This window comes from Spiroplasma corruscae, from assembly GCF_002237575.1.
Classification (GTDB): domain Bacteria; phylum Bacillota_I; class Bacilli_A; order Mycoplasmatales; family Mycoplasmataceae; genus Spiroplasma_A; species Spiroplasma_A corruscae.
The window spans coordinates 719,204-735,717 of the sequence record NZ_CP022535.1 but is presented as its reverse complement, the minus strand read 5'-3'; the positions used below and the strand labels follow the sequence as shown (position 1 = coordinate 735,717).

Below are 16,514 nucleotides of genomic sequence, written 5' to 3'. Positions count from 1 at the left end.
ATAATTAAAAAGAATGAATGAAAGTGTTTAAAATAGGTCGTTAATTTATGAAAAAAATGTTAGTATCTTTATCAATTATAGCTATGATACAAACTTCTTGTATGATGCCAGTTTCGTGTAAGGAAAATGGAATAATTTATAATACAGAACAAGGTATTTATAGTAAAGCAGAAGAATTTCAAGTTTTAAAAATTATTTAATAGCAAGATATACATTATTTAAAAATCATGAAGATATAGAGCAAAAAATCTATAATTTTAATTCTGGTAAAAGAGTTTATACATTTGATAAAAACCTAATTCCTAATCAAAAAGGTTATTATGTACAATATAGTTTTTTAGAAGATAGCGCAAACTTTTAAAATCTAAAAGTAACATTAACAGATATTATAGAAGTAGATGATGGTGATGAATACAGTGATAATTATAAAATAGATGAATTAAACACTGAAAGTAAGGTTATTAAAATACAAAAAAAAACAAAGCTGTTCAAGATATTTTACTAGATAAGTATTTGTATAATATTTCTGATAAAGATATGATTTATAACAAGCAAACTAAAAAATATAAAGTTAAACTTAAAATTAAAATTCTAAATTATAAAGATTTAGAAAACGTTAGCTTTGAAACTTTGGGATATGATCATGATTCTCGCATAATTGTTAAAGAGTTTGATTAAAATGATTCATCAACAATTAATATTGAAACTCTCGATTTTAATAATAAAGATATGATTGGTTTATATTTATTTGAATTATACGTTTATGCAAATAACGATAACACAGCATACGCACTTTTTTATAAAAGATCACTATAAAGCAAAGGGGAGGATATTATGTTAAAAAAATATTACTTGCTTCAGGGTTAATGGGTTTATTGGTTTCTAGTAGTTCAAATATTTATTCTTGTTCAAAAAAAAAAAAAAAACCAATCATACCAGTTTCATCATTAGAAATTATGATTTTAATTCACATTATGTAATAAAAAAATTACCAATTTAATAATAATATGTGCTATTTAATTTTTGTAATTATAACATTTGTTTAGATTTTAAATTTTATTTTTTAATATGAAGCTAACAAATAAATTTTATTATCAAAATTTATGATTGTAAATTTTTTAAAACTCTTGATGATATGTATTAAGAAATAATATATTAATCTAATGTAAATTTTTGATATATTATTTATAAAATTTAATAGGATAAAAATTAATTATTACTTACTTTTTTCAAAATTTTAATATATATATTTATATAATAAATTATTTTAGTTTGTTTATTTAATTACTTTTGTAATATTATTTTATGCTTGCCAAGGTGTTTTTTATTACTATTTTATTCGCAGTATATAAGTTTTTTATTTCAATAGTTAAAAAATTTTTATTAAACTTTAATCTAGCATAAGATTGTGAATAACCATAAAAGTCTTTATTAGTTTATAGTTAAATATAATTTAATTGACTGATACATTTTAATTAATATAATGCATATTTTATAATATTTTATGTAGTTTCTTGCTTACTAAATAACCTGCTTTTTACAGATTTGTTAATCATAATGTGTTATTTTTTTATAAACTACTTTATTCATTTATTATTTAAAGCATAACTCTAAAAAAAGCATCTAAATTTTGTTTTTTTAAATAATGTGTAGATATTTTAATTTAGTTATAACAGGTAAATTAATATTCAAAACGTTATTCATTAAATCTAAGTAATTTATATTAACTTAATTTCTATCTTTATTTTTATACAAGTTTTAAAGATATATTAGTAATATATTTTAATGAAAATTTGCTCTATTTTTCCAACAATTTTATCACAAATTAAAATACTGAAGTAAATTTTTATCCTTATATAGTTTTAACTATATATTCAGTTCTTTTATTTTTGTATAATTTTTATCATTGTTATTTAATTAAAAGTCAGGGCTAATGTTTCTAAATTACTCATGATTTTGATGTATATATTTTCTTGATCACCTTGGTTTGAATGATGTTTTAAAATTATTTATATATTTTATAGTTATTTAATTACTTTAAATTTTATTTGTTTCAATATGTAAACTATTTTTTCATATATTTTCCTCAAGGTTGATTATACCTTTGACATAGTTTCAATTATCTATATTAATGTAAAATTTTATCTACTAATGTTAAAACAATAAATTTTATAGTAAAATAAATCTTCTTAGAAAAGTAAAGGTACATAAATGAAGAATATATTTTGATTGTAAAACCTATTAGAATTATTTTATCAGTCACAAATGTTATTTATGTGTAGATGAAACTTAAAGTTAAGGTAAGAATTTGCTGAAGTTATAAAGATACAACTTCATTATATGGTATAAGCCAAGATTTTAATATAAAAAACTTTAAATCTACGAAATTAAAAGGATAGGAGCTATATTTTAAATTATTAATAGTATTTAAATTTAAGCGAAGATAACCACATTACATCGATGATGATATTAATGAAAATATTAAAAATATTTAGGTTTTAATTACGATGCAGTTGTTATAATTGCTTGAGGTTATATAAAATTAAGAATTTGTAGTCTATGGTTTAAAATAAACCTATTAACAAATTTATATTTTGGTAAATTTATTTTTAGCATAAGAAAATATCATTGATAATGTAGCTCAATATTTGTTATATTCAGTACTTTATAATTAATGTAATTATCATTAAAGATTGTCTTATATTGACATAAATTTTAAATCATAACAGATTATTAATAAAAATATTTTATACAATACCTAAAATAAATTTAAAATTAATAAAGTGTTTTTTTTATATAGATTCTTATTTATTATTGTTATTTTTATATCAAGCTTTGACTAAAAAAGATAATCTATGATAATTAATAATACAAAAGTAATTACAGCAAGTTCTGTATTAATATATGATGTTAACACAAGTACAATTGAGATTTAAAATAGAAACAAGAATATAATCAATACTAATTTGTATAATTTAATTGTATAAAACAAAAGAAACTATTAATAAATTTCTAAAAATTAGAATGGATTATAAACTTTTTACAAAGAGGACTTAACAAAATGACTTTACTATTTTTTATTGAAAAAAATTCAATTTTAAATTAGTTGTAAATATTTTATTTTTTTCAAAATTTGGTCATTTAAAATGTTCAAAGAATTGAAGAACTAAGCATAAAAGTAAGGATCAATTATTATAATTATATTTTAAGACCATTAAATAATCATTTATATGAAAAATAATAACTTAAAAATATTTAGGAGATAGAACCATTGAATATTATATATTAGATTCATAAAGACATAGTAATTTATAAAATATAAAATTCAATGCACATATAATAAATCAAATATTTATTACTGATGTAAATTTTATAAAGATTAAATCAAAAAATATATATTAGTTTATTAAAATAACTAATATTATTCTAAAACTGTTAATAAAAAACTTTATAATAGACCTAATGATAAATTATGTTATAGGAACTTATTTTTGCAATAAAAGAAAGTTAACCTTTTATAATTTAATATTACAAATACAGACTTTATATAAATAGACTTTAAAAGTTTATGTGGTGCAAATATAAAAAGTATATATATGTAAGAAGAGTAACTTACCTAATAATGTTTCATGTAAATTTGTTATCGGTACAATAATGATTTAGTACATTTATTAATTTAAATCAAATTATTTATTTCATTCAAATAACTTTTTATTAATTTTGATTATACTGGTTTTTATATTTGCGATAGATCTATTCGAAATAAAAAAAACTCCATAAAAAATTTGTATGGAGAAAGCATTTTTTAAATTCAATTTAATTAAGAAATTTATTTTATATTTTTTTATAAAAAAAACTTTTAAAATTGATAATTAAAAGTAAGGAACTATTCTGTAGTTTTAAGTTTATCTAAATATGTATTTACAAGTCATTTATCTACATCGTTTCTATTACTTGAATAAACTTCTTTTTCTATAATAGCATCTTTTGATGAATTATCTTTTAAATAGTTTAATGCTCTATTTAAATGTTCGCTTAAATAAGCAGAAGATCTAATAAATGGAAAAATATGTTTATTATCTAAGTTATAATGCTCCAAAAAAGAACCAATTATCATAGGTGCAACATGCCACCATATAGGAAAACCTAACAATATATATTCATAATTGTTTATATAATCTGGGTATTCCTTCATTTTTGGTCTTAAATTATTTACCGCTTCATTTTTTGCGTCTTCTGATAATTCTGAATAATTTGAAGAGTATGGTAATTCTCTTTCTATTTTAAAGGTTTTTACACCAAGTTTGTTAGCAATATAATTTGCCATATTCTCAGTGCCATTTGACCAAGAAAAATATACTACAATTGTTTTTGATTTTGTATTTTCGTTAGTGTTATTGTTTATTTCGTTATTTATATCAGGTGTTGAACAGCTGACAGCACCAATTGATAAATTAGAAACTAGTGCCACACTAAATACTCATTTTGAAATTTTTTTCAAAGATACCTCCTTATATTAAAGTCAAAATATTTTAACTTTAATATAATGGTAAAACATTAAAGTAACTCTAATGCAATACATTTTTGTACTAAATTAAAAGTTTTTTAAAAATTTCAATTTTATTTTTCAAAAAATTGATCTGTTCATCAATATCTTTTCGCATTTTTATTGCTAATTTTAATTGTTTATCTATTATTTGAAATCTCTCTTTCATTGTAGTTTCACCTTGCTCTATAAGTTGCAAATATCTTTGAATATTTTTTAGACTTAAATTAGTCTTTTTAAGACAAATCACAAGTTCTATAAATCTAAGATCATTTTCTTCTATATAACGATATCCATTAGTATCTCTCTTGAAACAAGTTAAAATATTTTTTTTATCATAATATCTGAGTGTATGTTCAGAAATAGAATACATTTTTGCTAAATTGTTTATATAATACTTTTTATTCATAAAATCACCTATTAAAAATATATCATATAAAATAAAACTTTTAGTTAATATATATTGACTTAGAGTAACTCTAATGATTTATTATATAATTAATTACAATTATGTAATTAGGAGGAAAACTATGAAAAAAATAAAATTAAATGATGGTAATGAAATGCCACTTATATCTTTTGGTACTTATCAAATAACAGATTTAGAATTATGTGAAAAAGCTGTATTAAATGCATTGGAAGTAGGATATCGTGCAATTGATACTGCACAAAGTTATTTCAATGAAGAAGCAATAGGTAATGCACTAGAAAAAACAAATGTTGCAAGAGAGGAAATTTTTTTAACTACAAAAATATGAGTGACTAATTATAGTTCCAATAAAACAACTGAGTCATTTTATAATTCTTTAAAAAAATTGAAAACAAATTATGTAGATTTAGTTTTAGTTCATCAACCTTTTGGGTATTATAGAGAAGCATTGTCCGCACTTTTAAAATTAAAAGAGTTAGGTTATATAAAATCAATTGGTATATCAAATTTTTATGATGATAAACTGGCTGATTTATGCTTATTTAATGATAGTGATTTTATTCCAGCTATTAATCAAATTGAAATAAATCCATTTTTTCAAAGAGAAAAAACAATAGAAAATAACATGAAATATGGAGTTAAACCAATGGCATGAGCTCCATTTGCTGAGGGAAAAAATGATATATTTAATAACTTAATATTAAAAGAAATTGCAAACAAACATAACAAATCTGTAGCACAAGTTGTTTTAAGATGATTATATGAAAAAGATATTCCATTTATCACAAAAAGTATTAATATTGAAAGAATGAAAGAGAATATTTCTATATTTGATTTTAGTCTATCTAATGAAGATAAAGAACAAATTAAATCTTTGGATAAAGGTGTTTCACAGTTTTTTAATCATAATGATATTAACGGTGTTGAAATGTTATTTGAGTTAGTAAAAAAGAGGGGTGAAATTAAGTAATTTTAATTCTTATTAAACTAAAACATAATTGAATTGAGGGAAAATAGATCTAGTTAGTTCATTTGAATACAGAGTAATTTATATATAAAAAAATATTTTTAAAATGAAATGCAATTCATCAATTAAATATCATTTTAAATAATTTACATCAGTTACACATTTTATAAAAATTAGATTAATTTATAAAATCTAATATTTTAATAGTAGAAATAAATTTTATTTTCTAACTTTAGTTGGATCTTATTTTTTAAGATAAGGATATTGAGTTAATTATTATTTAAAGTTTAATTAGTAAATAAAAGTAATAATTTCTCAATTTAATTGTTTTTATTTATTGTAAAATTTACTTATTTATTTTCTTTCATATTGATTAATAAAAATTAATTTTTATTTTTTTTTTTTTTTTATTCATACATTCTAATGCCAAAATACTTATCTTTAAAAGTTATAATTTAATCTTTAGCACTTTATTCTTTTTTAACTTTAATTTTTTACCAATAATTTTATTAATAAATAATTTATGATTATAGTTAATATTCTTTAATTTATTATTTTGTATGTCTTCTATAGACAAAAGTGTTTTATATTGTTTTAATATTATTTAATATAATTGAAAAATATATATTTATGTTCAATTTATTTTATTATTATGTGTAAAATAATTACTTTTATATAATTATTCATCTTTGAATTATATTTTTGAAATAATTTATATTATTAACAACTTATTTAAAAGTTTATAAACTTTTAAGTTAAAAGATTTTATTTTATGGTAAGATAAACTATGTTAGAAAAGTAAAGGTATATAATGAAAAAAATATTAGGATTGTTAGGAGCTATTAGTATTGGTTCAGTATCAGCTTCAAGTGTTATTTCATGTGGAGATGGAACATCAAGTAAAGAAGTTGGTGAGATTGATAAAGATGTTACTTCATTAGATGGTATAAGTAAAGATATTACTTTAAAAAAATCTGAAATAGTGGAAAATAAAGTGACAGAAGCTATAATATCAAAAATCACTAAACAATATTCAAAATTAAATAATAATGAGGAAGAATCTATTGATGATATTATCAGTGGAAAATATTACCAATATGCAGGTTTTGATTATAAGATAGTTGGTGGAATGGCCCAAGATTATATTAAATCAAATAAAACAGAAGGTTTTAATGGTTATGATTTTGAATTTAAAAGTATTCAACAAGTTTATACTTTTGCAAGCTTATTTTTTAATAAAATAGATGCTAAAATATTTATAGGTATGTTAAATAGTTTAGATGAAGTACCTGAAGATAAAATCGAGCCATTGGCAAATGCAATTTTTAAACATTTATTTTTAGTAGAGGAAAAAACCGTCGATAATGTAGTGCAATATGTCCTATATTCAGGAAGTTTTAATTATGGTAAAGCAGATAAATCATTGTCTTATAATGGTGGGATGATTCTAAACGTTATAATTGAAGAATAAAAAATACTTTATAATGAATTTGTCATTTAAAATTGACATTAAAAAGATACTTTCTCCATACGAATTTCGTATGGAGTTTTTATACTTTAATGAAGGTCTTACGTAATTATAAAACTCAATATAATCAGAAATTATATTATATATATTAGAATAGTTTAGCTCATTTACTTTATAATTATAAATACACTCGTTTTTTAAAGTTACAAAAAACGATTCACATGTGCCGTTATCATGAGAATTGCCTCTTCTCGACATAAAAAATCTTTATATTATTAGAATCACATAAATATTTTCAAGTTTCGTTTGTGTATGGCGAACCTTTATCAGAATGAATAAGTTTTGGTTTACCTTTTTTGTGATTGAAAATTTTAAATTTATATGACAAAGTTCATTATCAGGTCTTTTAGAAAGTTTTCAATCTACTATTTCTGAATTGTATAAGTCTTTAATGACTGATAAATAAACCATCCCTAAACTTGTTTTATTGTAAGTAACATCTGTAACTCATTTTTCATTTAAGTTTTTTGCTTTAAAATTTCTGTTTAGCATATTTTCAAATCTTAATGGACCTAATTTATCATAATCGGGTACTCTTTTCATTTTAACCGCCTTAATGCCTAATATTTTCATATATCTGTGTACAACCCAGGGTTTTAAGTTTATTTTAAAATACTTATTTAACATGAGTGTAATCATATTGTAGCCATAACGTTTTTTAAAAAGATTATATATAAATAATTTTGTTAGCAACTTTTGTTTCATAGTTTTTTGTATTCAGGTTTACCTGTTTTTAATCATTTTAAATAACCATATCTTGATACTCCTAAGTATTTACAAACTATTTTTAATGAAAAAGACTTTTTTGTATTAAAAATGGCGAAGTACTTTTCCTCAACAGTCTTCGCCAAACGTTTTTTTAAAGCACGCTCTAATTTTAATGCCTCTCTCAATTCTTCTAAACTCATATCATCAGGATCTTTAAATAACCAATCGTGAGATTTGAATTTCTTAATATTACTTTTAGCTTGAACTCCATTACCTCATTCTAAAGCACTTTCTCCTTTAGTTATTATTTCATGTTTTCATCTCTTAATAGTACTGGTGCTTAAATTAAATTTAACTGCAGTATTAATTATTCCAGCTTCTTTTTACCTCGTTAACTATGTTAATTTTTTCATGTTTTGATCATTGTTTTGCCATATAAAAAGAACACCTTTCAATAAAATTTTAACAATAAAAGTACTTTTTTACTGTCAATTTTATTTTAGATGCTCATATTAGTTTTTTTTTTTTTTTTTAATTCATACATTCTAAAACCAAAATACTTATCTTTAAAAGTTATAATTTAATCTTTAGCACTTTATTCTTTTTTAACTTTAATTTTTTACCAATAATTTTATTAATAAATAATTTATGATTATAGTTAATATTCTTTAATTTATTATTTTGTATGTCTTCTACAGACAAAAGTGTTTTATATTGTTTTAATATTATTTAATATAATTGAAAGATATATATTTATGTTCAATTTATTTTATTATTGTGTCTAAAATAATTACTTTTATATGATTATTTTCCATAAAAATATAATCTTAAATAAATTTTTTTATTCGTACCTATTTAAGAAGTTTATAAACTTTTTTGTTATAACATAGTATTTTATAGTAAAATTAATTTTGTTAGGAAAGTAGAGGTATATAATGAAAAAAATATTAGGATTGTTAGGAGCTATTAGTATTGGTTCAGTATCAGCTTCAAGTGTTATTTCATGTGGAGATGGAACATCAAGTAAAGAAGTTGGTGAGATTGATAAAGATATTACTTCATTAGATGGTATAAGTAAAGATATTACTCTAAAAAAATCTGAAATACAGGAAGATAAAACGTCAGAAGCTATAATATCAAAAATTATTAAACAGTATTCAAAACCAAGTGAAAATAAGGATGAACCTGTTGATGATGTAATTAGTGGAAAATATTACTATTATTTAGGTTTTAATTATGAATATGTTGCTACCATTGCTCAAAATTATATTAAAGAAAATAAAACTGAAGGATTTGAAGGATATGATTTTAATTTCAAAACTATTCAACAAGTTTATGCATTTGCAAATTTATTCTTTAATAAAGTAGACGCTAAAACATTTATAAGTAAGTTATTTAAAATAGATGAAGTGTCTGAAGATAAAATCGAGCCATTTGTAAATTCAATTTTTAAACATTTATTTTTAGTAGAAGAAAAAACCATTGATAATGTAGTGCAATATGTCCTATATTCAGGAAGTTATAATTATGGTAAAGCAGATAAATCATTGTCTTATAATGGTGGGATGATTCTAAACGTCACAACTCAAGAATAAAAAATACTTATAAAGTATTTTTTTAATTCACGTATATAACATAATAAAATATCATTTTTACAAAAAACATGGGGTGTTATTTGATATGAAAATCTTTAAAAGTAATTATTTAATAGTTTTATTACAATTAACTATATTTTTTTCAACAATATTAATAATTGTACAAGTATTAATTAGTGAACAAATAATTTCTCTTTTACTCTCAAAGTTTTATGTCAGATTAGCTAAAACTGTTGGGTTGAATGATGAAGCCACACAATATTATCTATGAGATTTTTATCCTCATGTTTATTTTGATGGTTTTAGTGTCTACACATATTTATTTAAATATAAAATGTATTGAAATGATTGAATTTGAATCACAATAGTTATAATGGTATTTAATTTCATATTCTTATTTTTATCATTTTCATTATCAAAAAAGTTAGGTGTTTATAAAAGAAACGAGTATAAATATATATACTTGAAAAAACTATATATTGATAATAAATTAACTGGAAAACTATCTAAAGATAATTATAAAAATAAATTAATTGATACACTTGGTCAAGTTGAAGATTATTGAAAAAAAATTCCATTAATTCTTGGTCAAGTTGCTTTTATTTTTGTAGGTTTATCAATTGTGCTATGTTTAAAAAACTTTATGTTATACTTCATAGTTATGTCTTGCTTTTTAATTGTATTAGTACTGTGTTTGATTATTTGAGTTTTAAAGAATAAATATGTATTTAAGCATAAATCAATAGTTAAGAATCTTGACAAAGACTATGTAAATCTATGTGTAAATATAGATGAAATAAAAATAAGCTCATCGATTCAAAGAGAAAAAGATCTATTAATAACCAATAATAAAAATAAAAATAAAAAAATATCAATTATTGAAATATTTAATAATTTAATTAATAGCTTATTAACTTTCTTATGTCCTTTAGCAATGAGTGCATTAATAATAGGTATTGGTTTTGTATTTTCTTCAGATAGTTCAAAGATTGCAATATACTTACCTGTCTTTTTTATATCTATTGGTATGATGTGTATGCCTTTGATGCAACTAATCCGAAATATTAGAAATTTAAAATTATATAAATTAAATAATGATGATTTTAGTCTATTTTTAAATAAATTATCATTTAATGAGTTAATTAATTCAATAAGTCTAATGAATTTTTCAATTATCATAGATGAGAAATGCGTACTAAAAGATATTAATTACTCATTTGAAAAAAACAAAATAAATTATATTACCGGAAAAAATGGTATTGGTAAATCAGTCTTATTAAATTGTATAGCTAGATTAGAACTGAGTTATGAAGGTTTAATTAATTTTAATTCAACGGATTCTAAAACTATCGAAAATAACTTGAGCATTAGTTATATTGGTCAAAATTTAAATTTATTTGATAAATCAATTTTTGATAACCTGACATATGGAGTAAGTATTTTAAATAATGATATGTTGACCAATTTATTAAAAAGATTTAACTTATATAACAAGTTAATGCAACTTGATGATAAATTAGATACTATAATTGACAATGAAAGTATTTGATTATCAAAAGGAGAGTTACAAAAAATATTATTTATTAGAGTAATTTTACAAGACAGAGAAGTGGTATTACTTGATGAATTTGATAGTGCTTTTGACAAGGAATCAAAAGAAGTGGCATATGATATTTTAAATGATTTATCAAAAAATAAAATAATAATAGTTATTAGTCATAATAAAATAAAAAATACAAATTGTTTAAAACTCAGTTAAAGAGTATAAGATAATAAAAATCTTATCCTTATAATAACCTAAAAATTTAATTTAATAAATTCTCATTTGATAACTCAATTTCTTTAATAAACTATTTTTACAAAATAGTTAAAAAAAATCAATTATCTAACCATAATATAATAATATAAACCTTTTATAAAATAGATTACTTTCACCAATATTATAATTTTGAATTTAATTATAATAATTGTATATATTAAATTAAAATATAAGGTTACTAATTAACACTGTTTAAAAAACCTAAGTAGACCATTTCTATACCATGGCCGTACTTGGTTTTTTTATTTTATGTATAATTAATTAATTTTTTATTAATATACTGTAATATATTTTAGAAAAAAGGAAGCTAAGTAGACCAGTTGTATATACAACTGGTTTTTATATTAGAAAGGAAAATATGCCTAGAAAGTATAGTGAAGATTTAAAAAAGAAAGCCTTAAAAAGGTATTGGTCATGAGAAAATTTAGATAAAATTGCTTTAGAAATGAATCTACAAACATCGATGATTTGACCGAAGAAATTTATCAATCAATGCTATAATAAAAATAGAATATTTATAATAATGGTAAAATAGAATTGTTAAAAATAAAGGAGAAAAATGAAAAAAATATTATATTATGTAGTGTCTTTTATGTTGGTTTTTCAAAGTTTTGTTACTATATCTTGTTCAGATAATCCCAGCGATATGCATGAAGAGAAAAACCCAGTTACAAAATTAAATTGAAATAATGAGGACGTTTCAGGACAGTTAGGAACTTTAAAAATTTATAATATAAATGAAAATAAATTGAATTTAGTTTCTGACAAATATAAATTTAGTTTTTCAGATAATATGTGAAAAAATAATATTGAAGTTAATAAAATTAACTCTTACTTTACAGATTCTTCAATACTTCAAATGCCTAGTGAAGAAAAACCTTATGATATTGAATTAATGAGTGCCATATCATTAAACAAGTCTTCATTAGATAGTTTAATATTGGATGATTACATTAATGAAATGAATTTAAAAAAAGATACAAGGAAAATAGTACCTTCAAACTTATTTGTTAATAACAATGGTAATGGAGAAAAAAATGTGAGTTTTTTTACTTATAATACTTTTGCTATAGATGAAAATGGAAATAAAGTTGATGTATTTGTTAAAATACTTCAGATTAATTACATAATTGGAACTTTTTATTTAGATTTAGACAATATAATAAAAAACTTCAACGGATCCAATGATGCAGATTTTTACCTAAAATCAGATGAAAATAACAATTTAATTTATGAAACTAATAAGTTTAAAATTAATCATCCTACTATATGAGATAAATTGTCTGATTATTTTAGAAAAGTTTACTCAAATATACTAATAAAAGCTTCAGATAATGAAGTTTTAAAAAAAAGATTTAATATAGAACGCAAATCCACATACTATAATGATATTACTTTCAATTTAAATAAAACCTTTGTGCTTGATACTTTACAAATTAAGTCCCAAAAAACTGAATCTACTAATTCCAAATATATTTATTACTATAATAATAAGAATTCGACATTAGAAGCATTAATTTTTTTACCATTAAGTTAATAAAAGTACGCAAAAAAAATTATTAAAGATAATAAACTAATATAATAAAATTTAAGTTTAATAAATATTAACGCCGTAACAACCCGGCGTTTTTAATTTGGGCGAAAGAAATAATTAGGGGATTTAAATAAAACCATTTATATAAAAAACTGCTATTAATAAAGCAGTTTTTATTTTGGTTATTAAAGATTAAGAGGGTGAGTAACTATCGCGAAATAATAGCGAATAAATAAATTTATTGATTTTAGATTAATAAAATATTTCATTAATAAATATATAACCACTTTATTTTCTTAATATCAAGTCATGACATAAATTTAAAAACTTCATAATAAATAAATTATTAAAGTTTCTAGTTTGTTTTTATAATGTAAAAATGAGTAAAGATAACTTAATCTATGATTATAATCTATGATTGTTATCTAGAATTTATTCAATTATTAATTATTTTGTTAGTTAATTATTTATATTTTAATACACTTTTATCTACATAATTATTTTTTAATCTAAGATTATAATCTAAGATTATAACTACTGTTCTTTGAAAACTTATTAAACTAAACAATTATGAAAAGAGAAAATAAAATGAACAAAAAAATATGGTTATTAAATCATTGGTTTAAAGGTTGAAATCCAAATAAAACAGCGTTTGCTATTCAATCACCATGAAATTTGAATGGAACAATATGATTTTATAAATCTTATTATTTGAATAGTAAATTTGATGGTTGATTTGGGATTGAAGTAAATATTAAAAATTATAAAACAAATCAAGATTATTATTATCAAGAGATTATATATGATTTTAGCAGTAAAAAAGTTAACCTAATAAAAGGAGAAGATATAGCAAATTATTTTAAATATCTTAATAATGAAAAATCTGAAGCTTATAGAAATTTTGTAAAAGAAATAAAAACTTATAAGAAAATTAATTAATACGATTAAACAAAAATTAATATTGATCATGATTTAAGTTATTTAAATTTTAAACCTTATATTGAATTAATTAATAATGGAAAAAATAAGAAAATTAAAGGTATTTATTTGTATGGAATATTTGGAGTAGGTAAAACAGAACTTGTTAAATATTTATACTTAAAAATAAATAAAGCAAATAAAAAAATAATTAATATACAAGAATGAATTGCTAATTATCAATTATCGTGAAAATTTGGAAGTTTTGAAAATATCAATCAAACACCATCTGAAACTTTAAAAAGTAAAGAAGTTTTAATTTTTGATGATTTAGGAGCTGAATTTATACATTTTTCAACAGCACCCTACATATATAAATTATTTGAGTTAAGATATGAAACAACAAGACTACAAAATAATTTTATAACTATCATCACTTCAATCTATAGCATTGATGAGTTAGAAAAATATTATTTAAAAAGTTTAGACAATCAAACTTCTAAAAAAATAATATCGAGAATAAAAGGTATTGTTGATTTAGAAATTCGATTAGATGGTGATGATAAAAGAGATAGTGAAAAAGCAGAACTTATTAATTTTAATAAGGAAATATTTTAATTTTTCGCAGGGAAAAAACTGAAAGGAAAATAACATGAACAAAAGTATTTATTTAATTGGTGTTGGTGGAACGGGTGGTTTATTATCAGGTTAATTAGCAAAGTTCTTAAATAGTAATTATAATTTATTTTTAATCGATGGAGATAAAGTTGAGTTTAAAAATATTGTAATACAACCTTTTTAAATGCATGATGTTGGTTTGTACAAAGCAGAATCTTTATAAAAAAAAATTAATAATGTAAGTCAGTTTAAAAATTGTTATAGTATCAATAAATTTTTAAATAGTAATTTGTTGTTGTTTAAAATAATTAACTCATCAGGTAAAATAAAAAATTTTGAAGATATAAATAAGTTAGTAATCATTAGTTGTGTAGATAATCATAAAACAATATTATTTATCGAAGAATCAATTAAACATATGTATTCTATTTGTAAATCAAGTGATTATTATAATATAAAAAATTTTGAGAAGTATGTTTTACATATTGATTAATCAAATGAAGATTTATATGGAGATATTATTGTAAATTATTTTAGAAGTAATTTATATGTAATAAAACCTGAAAATGAAAAACAATTAGTTATTAGCGAAGAGCATTGTCAAGAATTAATTAATGATGGTGTAATTCAACAGTTTTCTGCCAATGATCAAGCTAGTAATATAATATTAAAAATCTTAAGCAATATTAATAAATGAGAGTATAAAAGTAGTCACATTAAATTTGATAATTTAAACAGTAAGATTGATTTCATAAAAAAAGATTATGACTGGACATAATTAGCTAGTTTTTTATATGGTTATAGAATTATTAAAAAAAGTGATATAGGCAGACTTAAGTATTTACAAAAAAGCATAATTAAGAGAATTTATATTATAATTGACAAAGAAGAAGAATGGTTGAGAATATATTAAGATTTAACATTATTTTTAAAGAGAATGATGAATTTCATATACATGAATCTATTTTATTAAACTTAAATGAAAGTTCTAGTGAACCTAGATTTATATTTAAAAAATATGAAAATAAGATTATAGTAACTAAGAAAAAGGAAGCTAAGTAGACCAGTTGTATATACAACTGGTTTTTATATTAGAAAGGAAAATATGCCTAGAAAGTATAGTGAAGATTTAAAAAAGAAAGCCTTAAAAAGGTGATGATCAGGAGAAAATTTAGATAAAATTGCTTTAGAAATGAATATTAAGGTTGGTTCTCAATTAATGAGAATTTGAGATAAAAAAAGTAAACTTATTCATTATGATAGTAGAATTAAAACATGCAAAGGAGTTGAAATAATGAGTAAAAAATTAAAAAAAGAATTTGTATCTAAAGATTTAAAAACAAAAGAAAAAGAAAATAAAGTTTTAAAAGAAAAAATTAGACTTTTAAAAAAACAATTAAAGTTCGAAAAAGAAGAAAAGATATTAGCAATGGCAAGTAAAGAAATTTTGGAAAAGTCCATACCTTCTTGAACAACAACTATAATGTTGAACATGTTGAAGATGAGCATGAAGGACAAGATAATGATAATGGCAACAAAAGCTTATAAACATTATGCATGCTGTCAAATATATTATTTTATTGCAAAGCATGGCTTGGGAACTAATAGATTAATTAGTTATTTTAAAATTCATAAAAATACATTTTCTAAGTTTAAACTAAAAAATAATTTAGAGAACCCAATAATTATATTTAAAAATGGTCTATATTTTAATGATTTACCAAATTTTAATAGTCCTAGATATACAATAGCCAAAAAACTAATAATAGATATAATCTAAAAAATAATAGTTTGAAAGCGGCGCAAATTTAATAAGTAAGTGAATTTATGTAAATAAAGGCATAAAAGAAT

At 20.8% G+C, this 16,514-nt stretch carries 17 protein-coding genes; 12 read left to right on the top strand and 5 right to left on the bottom strand.

Annotated features, from left to right (window positions below; all coding sequences use genetic code 4):
• Positions 1-47 precede the first annotated feature (47 nt).
• On the top strand, positions 48-200 hold the full coding sequence (locus SCORR_RS05440; RefSeq protein ID WP_157705382.1) for a hypothetical protein: 153 nt from the start codon (positions 48-50) through the stop codon (positions 198-200).
• A 3,686-nt stretch (positions 201-3,886) separates the two neighbouring features.
• Here SCORR_RS05440 and SCORR_RS03265 read toward each other — a convergent pair.
• Both SCORR_RS03265 and SCORR_RS03260 read right to left on the bottom strand, forming a co-directional pair.
• The gene (locus tag SCORR_RS03265) at positions 3,887-4,501 is read right to left on the bottom strand and encodes a flavodoxin (RefSeq protein ID WP_094049098.1); all 615 of its coding nucleotides are present in this window, start codon (positions 4,499-4,501) and stop codon (positions 3,887-3,889) included.
• Between the two features lie 88 nt (positions 4,502-4,589).
• Positions 4,590-4,955, bottom strand: coding sequence for a MerR family transcriptional regulator (locus tag SCORR_RS03260; protein ID WP_094049096.1), 366 nt, complete (start codon positions 4,953-4,955; stop codon positions 4,590-4,592).
• A gap of 121 nt (positions 4,956-5,076) precedes the next feature.
• Here SCORR_RS03260 and SCORR_RS03255 point away from each other — a divergent pair, with 121 nt between their 5' ends.
• Both SCORR_RS03255 and SCORR_RS03250 read left to right on the top strand, forming a co-directional pair.
• Complete coding sequence (locus SCORR_RS03255) at positions 5,077-5,946, top strand: aldo/keto reductase (RefSeq protein WP_094049094.1); 870 nt, start codon at positions 5,077-5,079, stop codon at positions 5,944-5,946.
• Between the two features lie 808 nt (positions 5,947-6,754).
• Positions 6,755-7,414, top strand: a complete 660-nt coding sequence (locus tag SCORR_RS03250) for a hypothetical protein (RefSeq protein ID WP_094049093.1) — start codon at positions 6,755-6,757, stop codon at positions 7,412-7,414.
• Here SCORR_RS03250 and SCORR_RS03245 read toward each other — a convergent pair.
• The 3 genes from SCORR_RS03245 to SCORR_RS03235 all read right to left on the bottom strand — a co-directional run bounded on the left by SCORR_RS03245 (position 7,391) and on the right by SCORR_RS03235 (position 8,379).
• Positions 7,391-7,669, bottom strand: a complete 279-nt coding sequence (locus tag SCORR_RS03245) for an integrase core domain-containing protein (RefSeq protein WP_094049090.1) — start codon at positions 7,667-7,669, stop codon at positions 7,391-7,393. The two genes, SCORR_RS03250 and SCORR_RS03245, sit on opposite strands and share 24 nt — an antisense overlap.
• Before the next feature lie 9 nt (positions 7,670-7,678).
• Positions 7,679-8,044, bottom strand: a complete 366-nt coding sequence (locus SCORR_RS03240) for a DDE-type integrase/transposase/recombinase (RefSeq protein WP_211279173.1) — start codon at positions 8,042-8,044, stop codon at positions 7,679-7,681.
• A 113-nt stretch (positions 8,045-8,157) separates the two neighbouring features.
• Complete coding sequence (locus SCORR_RS03235) at positions 8,158-8,379, bottom strand: hypothetical protein (protein WP_094049086.1); 222 nt, start codon at positions 8,377-8,379, stop codon at positions 8,158-8,160.
• A gap of 735 nt (positions 8,380-9,114) precedes the next feature.
• Between SCORR_RS03235 and SCORR_RS03230 the strand changes: the two genes are divergently transcribed.
• The 9 genes from SCORR_RS03230 (at position 9,115) to SCORR_RS03200 (ending at position 16,443) form a co-directional block, all read left to right on the top strand.
• The gene (locus SCORR_RS03230) at positions 9,115-9,774 is read left to right on the top strand and encodes a hypothetical protein (RefSeq protein ID WP_069116315.1); all 660 of its coding nucleotides are present in this window, start codon (positions 9,115-9,117) and stop codon (positions 9,772-9,774) included.
• 85 nt (positions 9,775-9,859) lie between these two features.
• Positions 9,860-11,533: an ATP-binding cassette domain-containing protein gene (locus SCORR_RS03225; RefSeq protein WP_094049084.1), complete on the top strand. Its 1,674-nt coding sequence runs from the start codon at positions 9,860-9,862 to the stop codon at positions 11,531-11,533.
• A gap of 418 nt (positions 11,534-11,951) precedes the next feature.
• Positions 11,952-12,128 (top strand): hypothetical protein, encoded by a 177-nt coding sequence (locus tag SCORR_RS05435; protein ID WP_157705378.1) that lies wholly within the window; start codon positions 11,952-11,954, stop codon positions 12,126-12,128.
• Positions 12,129-12,152: 24 nt separating this feature from the next.
• Positions 12,153-13,130, top strand: a complete 978-nt coding sequence (locus tag SCORR_RS03220) for a hypothetical protein (RefSeq protein ID WP_094049082.1) — start codon at positions 12,153-12,155, stop codon at positions 13,128-13,130.
• A gap of 585 nt (positions 13,131-13,715) precedes the next feature.
• Positions 13,716-14,066 (top strand): hypothetical protein, encoded by a 351-nt coding sequence (locus SCORR_RS03215; protein WP_094049080.1) that lies wholly within the window; start codon positions 13,716-13,718, stop codon positions 14,064-14,066.
• 108 nt (positions 14,067-14,174) lie between these two features.
• A complete protein-coding gene (locus SCORR_RS03210) occupies positions 14,175-14,663 on the top strand; it encodes a hypothetical protein (protein WP_094049078.1) in 489 nt (162 codons plus the stop codon).
• A gap of 292 nt (positions 14,664-14,955) precedes the next feature.
• A complete protein-coding gene (locus SCORR_RS03205) occupies positions 14,956-15,156 on the top strand; it encodes a hypothetical protein (protein WP_094049076.1) in 201 nt (66 codons plus the stop codon).
• A gap of 401 nt (positions 15,157-15,557) precedes the next feature.
• The gene (locus SCORR_RS05430; protein WP_157705376.1) at positions 15,558-15,725 is read left to right on the top strand and encodes a hypothetical protein; all 168 of its coding nucleotides are present in this window, start codon (positions 15,558-15,560) and stop codon (positions 15,723-15,725) included.
• A gap of 43 nt (positions 15,726-15,768) precedes the next feature.
• Positions 15,769-16,443: a hypothetical protein gene (locus SCORR_RS03200; RefSeq protein ID WP_094049074.1), complete on the top strand. Its 675-nt coding sequence runs from the start codon at positions 15,769-15,771 to the stop codon at positions 16,441-16,443.
• Positions 16,444-16,514: the final 71 nt, after the last annotated feature.